Source organism: Acinetobacter sp. UNC436CL71CviS28 (genome assembly GCF_000620525.1).
GTDB classification, from domain to species: domain Bacteria; phylum Pseudomonadota; class Gammaproteobacteria; order Pseudomonadales; family Moraxellaceae; genus Acinetobacter; species Acinetobacter radioresistens.
This window is the reverse complement of the sequence record NZ_JIBB01000067.1, coordinates 1-5521: the sequence shown is the minus strand read 5'-3', so window position 1 is coordinate 5521 and position 5521 is coordinate 1. Positions and strand designations below refer to the sequence as shown.

Annotated in this window: 7 protein-coding genes; all 7 read left to right on the top strand. The window is 34.9% G+C overall.

What is annotated here, in order from left to right; all coding sequences use genetic code 11:
- The coding region (locus tag N518_RS16980) for an IS5/IS1182 family transposase (protein WP_026444460.1) at window positions 1-285 on the top strand (285 nt) is incomplete at its 5' end.
- Window positions 286-464: 179 nt separating this feature from the next.
- Window positions 465-1238: a glucose 1-dehydrogenase gene (locus N518_RS0114830; RefSeq protein WP_017401140.1), complete on the top strand. Its 774-nt coding sequence runs from the start codon at window positions 465-467 to the stop codon at window positions 1236-1238.
- Window positions 1231-2433, top strand: coding sequence for an alpha/beta hydrolase family protein (locus N518_RS0114825; RefSeq protein WP_017401139.1), 1203 nt, complete (start codon window positions 1231-1233; stop codon window positions 2431-2433). The genes N518_RS0114830 and N518_RS0114825 overlap by 8 nt, the downstream gene beginning before the upstream one ends.
- Before the next feature lie 398 nt (window positions 2434-2831).
- Window positions 2832-3059: a hypothetical protein gene (locus tag N518_RS0114820; protein WP_017401138.1), complete on the top strand. Its 228-nt coding sequence runs from the start codon at window positions 2832-2834 to the stop codon at window positions 3057-3059.
- Between the two features lie 262 nt (window positions 3060-3321).
- A complete protein-coding gene (locus N518_RS0114815) occupies window positions 3322-3891 on the top strand; it encodes a hypothetical protein (RefSeq protein ID WP_026444459.1) in 570 nt (189 codons plus the stop codon).
- A 992-nt stretch (window positions 3892-4883) separates the two neighbouring features.
- On the top strand, window positions 4884-5270 hold the full coding sequence (locus N518_RS16485; RefSeq protein ID WP_051531908.1) for a BLUF domain-containing protein: 387 nt from the start codon (window positions 4884-4886) through the stop codon (window positions 5268-5270).
- A gap of 94 nt (window positions 5271-5364) precedes the next feature.
- Window positions 5365-5521, top strand: a 157-nt coding sequence (locus N518_RS0114800) for a helix-turn-helix domain-containing protein (protein ID WP_240488018.1), incomplete at its 3' end; no start/stop codon positions are given.

The following is a 5521-nucleotide window of genomic DNA, read 5'->3' as shown; positions in this document are numbered from 1 at the left end:
CCACCTAGAAAAAATGCGAAACCATGGAAAGATACAAAGAGTAGCTCGCTAGAGCGAAATGAATTACTTCGAGCAATTAAACGTTTAGGCAGGACACTATGGAAAAAATGGTCAGGCTATCATCGGCGAAGTTTGGTTGAAACTAAGATGCATTGCATCAAATTATTAGGAGATAAACTCAGTGCAAGGAGTTTTGATAGCCAAGTGAATGAGATCCATGCACGTGTAGCAGTCCTCAACAGATTTACGGAATTAGGTCGACCACTTACCCAAGTTACGCCTTAAATTTGGTTCAATTAGGGGCGCTTTGCATTTCAAATCTTTGTGCAACAAAGCCAGATTAATTTGTTTATTGTAAGTATTAATAATTTTAAATAAATTCAGGAGATATCTTGAAAAGAATAATCTTAAGCTAAGACTTTAAATCTTTCATATATTTTTATCTACAGGAGAAGAACAAGAAAATGTATCAGTCCCTATTAGATTTATCCGGCAAAACGGCATTAATTACAGGCGGAGCCGCAGGCATAGGCCGGGCCTGTGCTTCATTATTAGCTGAAGCAGGAGCTAATGTGATGATAGCTGATCTGAATTTAGAGGCTGCTCAACAGACTGCTGAGTACATTAAAGAACAGACAGGAGGTGATATACGCAGTATCGCATGTAATATTCTCAAGGATAGTGAGCTAGTAGGAGCTGTTGAAAGTACATTAGAAGCATTTGGGCATATCCATATACTGGTCAATAATGCTGGCGGAGGCGGAGGCGGTCATGAAGCGCCTGATCGGATTAGTGTAGATGATTTTGTTCGTGACTTTCAGCTGAACGTATTCGCTGCCTGGCGTCTCTGTCAACTTGTAGTTCCGCATATGAATATAGCAGGCTACGGTTCAATAGTTAATATTACTTCTATGAGTTCTGTTAATAAGAGCCCTGCTATGAGCGGCTATGCTGCTTCTAAGGCTGCGTTAAATCATATGGGTGCTAATTTAGCACATGACTTTGGGCCTATAGTACGCATTAATGCTGTAGGACCAGGGGCTATTCGTACAGCTGCACTGGCAAAAGTTCTCACTCCTGAAATTGAAAAACGCATGCTGGCTCATACCCCATTGCAGCGTTTAGGTGAACCGGAAGATATTGCTAAAGCAGTCTTATTCTTTGCTGCTCCTATATCTTCATGGATCAGTGGTCAAACCTTATTTGTAAATGGCGGCGGAGTACAAACCCTTGATTAAATTATCTCATCCTTTAAAATTTCTAATCGCAGCCCTTACCTTTGGCTGTACAACTTTAGCTGTTAGCCAAACTAACACTACTGTAGCTTCTAAAAATTATCATATTTCCAGTACTAAACCTGGCACAATTTTATCCGCTCAGGCACAGCAGCCGGGAGCGGGCTATGCACATGCCGGACAACGGTTTCTGATTAATTATCGTAGTCGGGGAGTATATGGGGAGCCTATTGTTGCCTCAGGCTTTATTATTCTCCCTAAAGGCAAAGCACCAAGACAGGGCTGGCCAGTACTTGCCTGGGCACATGGTACTACAGGAGTTGCAGACACATGTGCACCTTCAGAAGATTATGCAGGCGGACCAGTCCATAGTTATCAACAAGTCGCTGATGCTGCCTTAGATACTTGGTTAGCACGCGGTTATGCGATAGTTGCACCTGATTATCAAGGTTTAGGCACTCCAGGCGGGCATCCTTATATGAATGCTACTAGCCAATTACATACAGTAGTTGATGCAGTGCGTGCACTACATGTTTTAATGCCAGGCCAGATTAACAAGCAATGGTTAGTAATGGGTCATAGTCAGGGAGGAGCAGCTGCATTAGCGGTAGCTGCATATGGACAAAAAGATGCACCTGAGCTTAATCTGAAGGCGGCACTGGCTCTTGCACCAGGCGGATATCAGTATGAGGGTATTGCTGAGTATGCCCAAACTCATCCTAAACCTGACACCAACGTTGCTGCTTTTTTTCCAATAGTTCTACTCGGCGCTCAAGCTGCTGACCCTGCTATAAATCCTGATAATCTGGTAAGTCCAGAAATGCAGCTTTTACTTGATCAAGGACGTAAACGCTGTCTGAGTGAAATGCAAACAGAGCTAAAGCAGTCGCCAGATCGTATATTTAAGCCAGAAGCCAATTTAAAACCATTGCTTGATTACCTTAAATTGCAGTCTATTGAGCGTATGACTCCTACTGTACCTCTCATGCTTGTACAAGGCACGAATGATCAGCTGGTAGATCCACGCGGAACCTATGCTTATTATCAGCAAGTTTGTAAAGCTCATAAACCAGTTGTATACCATTCTATTAATGGAGGTGACCACCGAGATGCAGTACGTCAAAGTCCAAATTTTTCAGCAGAGTTTTTAAAGACTCTCAATAATGGAAAAACACCAACTTCTTGTTCGGCAAAATAATAGTTAACTTAATAAAAAATTATTTCGAGAGAGATAGTTTGAAATAGTATAATTGTATTAGTGATGAGACACTGAAATTAAGATTATTTCAGTGTCTTTATAATAATTGGGAATTATAAATATATTCTAATAGAATATATTTTATTAAATTAAGAGGATTTAAATTCCCGAGCTTGAGTATGGAATCTCTAACCTATAAAAATAATTTTAAGTAATTTATGTAAATAAGCAACTTTATAAATATAATAAATATAAGGCCTTATTTTTAAGGAGTATAATTTTAAATTACATTTATATTATTTGATACATTCTTGGAATATATATTTAAAAGAAAGGTGTATGTTAATAGAACTAGATAGGAATCTAGCCACTCTATTAAGATTATGAGGAATTTTAAAATGTCAAATCAACAAAATCAGCAAAATGATCAACAACATCAACAGGGCCAACAGAATCAGCAAAGTGGTCAACAAGGTCAGCAGAGCAGTCAACAAGGCCAGCAGAATCAGCAAAATGATCAACAACGCCAGCAGGGTCAGCAGACCAATCAGAATGACCAGCAGAATCAGCAAACTGATCAGCAGCGTCAACAGAATGATCAAAATCAGAATGATCAGCATATGTAATAGTAAATATCGGCAAGCTGAACTCTTGCCTGTTAAAAAAGCCCTCTCTTAAAGTCTGGGCTTTTTTATTTTAATATAAAAAATTATTTAACTATAATTACTAAAACAATCTTAACTTAAACTTCTTAATGTTTTAGCCTGAAATAATTAAAACTTTAGTTTTATAAAAACAAATCTATTAACTAATGTTACGTTTTTACATCTTTTTTAAAAATACTAGTATTTAAAATAATTAAAAATTTTTATTGAAAAGATGATTATAATGAAAAAGAAGTTAATAGAGAGTAGCAGGAAATCTTATAAATTATGGTTTAACTCTATGTCTGATGAGGAAAGAGAAGAATTAAGTGCAATAGGTATACAATGCAGAGCCGATGCTCAATTTTTTAAACAGGAAATTTTAGATATTCATAGTCACTTAAATAATCTCAAGTTAAAAGAGAATAGACTATTATTCAATAAATTTATTAATAGATTTCTTGCACTTATTCCAAAAAATATCCATTCTTATATTGATAGGGAATCTTTAGAAGCAGACTCTGATTATCGGGCTTGGCTAATTAATCGGCAAATGTTTGTATTTAACTATCTTATTGCAAAAAGTAATTTCGATTTAAGTAAAGGTGAGAACTATAGTCATATTTTATGGTCTCCTGTGATTGATAGTGCTACTCCTCAACAATGTTATGACTTCAATAATAAAATTTTTAAAATTACTGATATAGAATTTCAAAGATCAGCTACAGAACACTGGAGTAAACCAAAAAAAGGCTGTAAATGTAGTTTGATATCTATAAATAATCGTCAAGCTGAAAAATATATAAGTTTATAGATTACAAGATAGGCTAATAAAATTTGCAGATGGTCCTGATATATTTTATCTTATAGACTCTAACTAAAAGTATATTATTATTTAGTACTCGTAAAATATAAAAATAGAGTAAGAATAAAATAATTATCTTTACGTAGGTATTGCATTATCCATATGGAGCACCTCATATCTCTAAACTCTCAACATTAGCAAGTAACTTTAAGTACTTCTGTACCAGAGGCATTCGAAGAAATGATTTCGTTATTATTTTAGTAAAATACCAGATTAGATACATAAATTTTAAGTCATCTTCGTGGTCTCTTTCAGAAAACGCGGTAGTTCAAACAGCGGGTGTTTTAATTAAGCCTGTTAAGGTTTATATAAGAAAATTTTATATGAGACTTCGAATATCTTTAGAAGAAGTAGTTCATTAAAACCATAGAGTCTTTAGCGAATCAAAGATAAAAAGCCACTCAATTACTCAATATTTGTTCATATATAGTAGTAAATATTTCTTATGATACATTTTTTGGATTATCATCAGGCTTCATTAAAAAGGTTAACTGTTGAAAGTAAAAATAGTTTTTTGTTAATTTGGTTCCATAGTTCTTCAAATAGTGTGCTATGACATTGCTGTTGTAGAGAGCTAATGAGTATTATTCTTTATGGTTTAACTTTGCATAAAGCTTGCAAGATCCTTAGCGTATTGATTTATGTTACGACTTTCCCAAAATCGGGAAGAATGATCATGATAGCCGTAGCTAGATGTAAGAAAACTATAGGTTGCCGGATAAGCCGTTTCACTTTTAAATGCATGATGACAAAATGGCCAACGATGTAACAGGCCAATAGGTGTGTCTTCATCTTAATCTTCATAAGAAAGATAAGTAGCATCACTGATGTTAATAGAGTTGTGGTTCATCATTTGTTCATACAGGAAAAAGATAATTTATATAAGGTCGGTTTTTAAAGTTTTCTATGTGGGTTTTTATATGTCTGGTTTGGAGGTGAACGTGAGTGATGTAAGATTGTTGTATGTAAGTAAGTTAAAAGACTGTGCCAATCCAATGAATGAATTATTCAACATTCTTACAGAAGCATTAGATTTTAATAACCCTAATCAAATTTATGGAGCCCTTTACTACGGTAATAATTATTTTGTTCAGTGTCTTGAAGGAAACAAAGAAAAAGTAGAACATTTATTTTATAATAAAATTTTAAGAGACATACGTCATGAACAATGTGAAATTATGTCTTTTGAGAATATAAATGAACGTTTATTTTCAAATTGGCATATGAAATATGCAATTTTCCATAAGGATATATTAAGATTTTTTTGTGAACATCACCTTGATGAGTTTAATCCATATTTACTTAATACTGGGCAGAGTAAAACTTGAAGTGCGACATAAACCACCTAATTAATTTAAAGGGTTTATGGAGTATATAAAATTGTCATACCATCATCTTAACTTTGAAGATCGTACTGCATTAATGCTTGAGTCAAGAAAAGAAGGCTTTTCAGCCAGAAAATTTGCTGAACTCATTAAAAGACATCCTAGTACGATCTATCGTGAGCTTAAAAGAAATAGCATCAATGACGTTTATCAAGCTCGATATGCTTCTGATAACACCTTCGCTAGACGTAGAC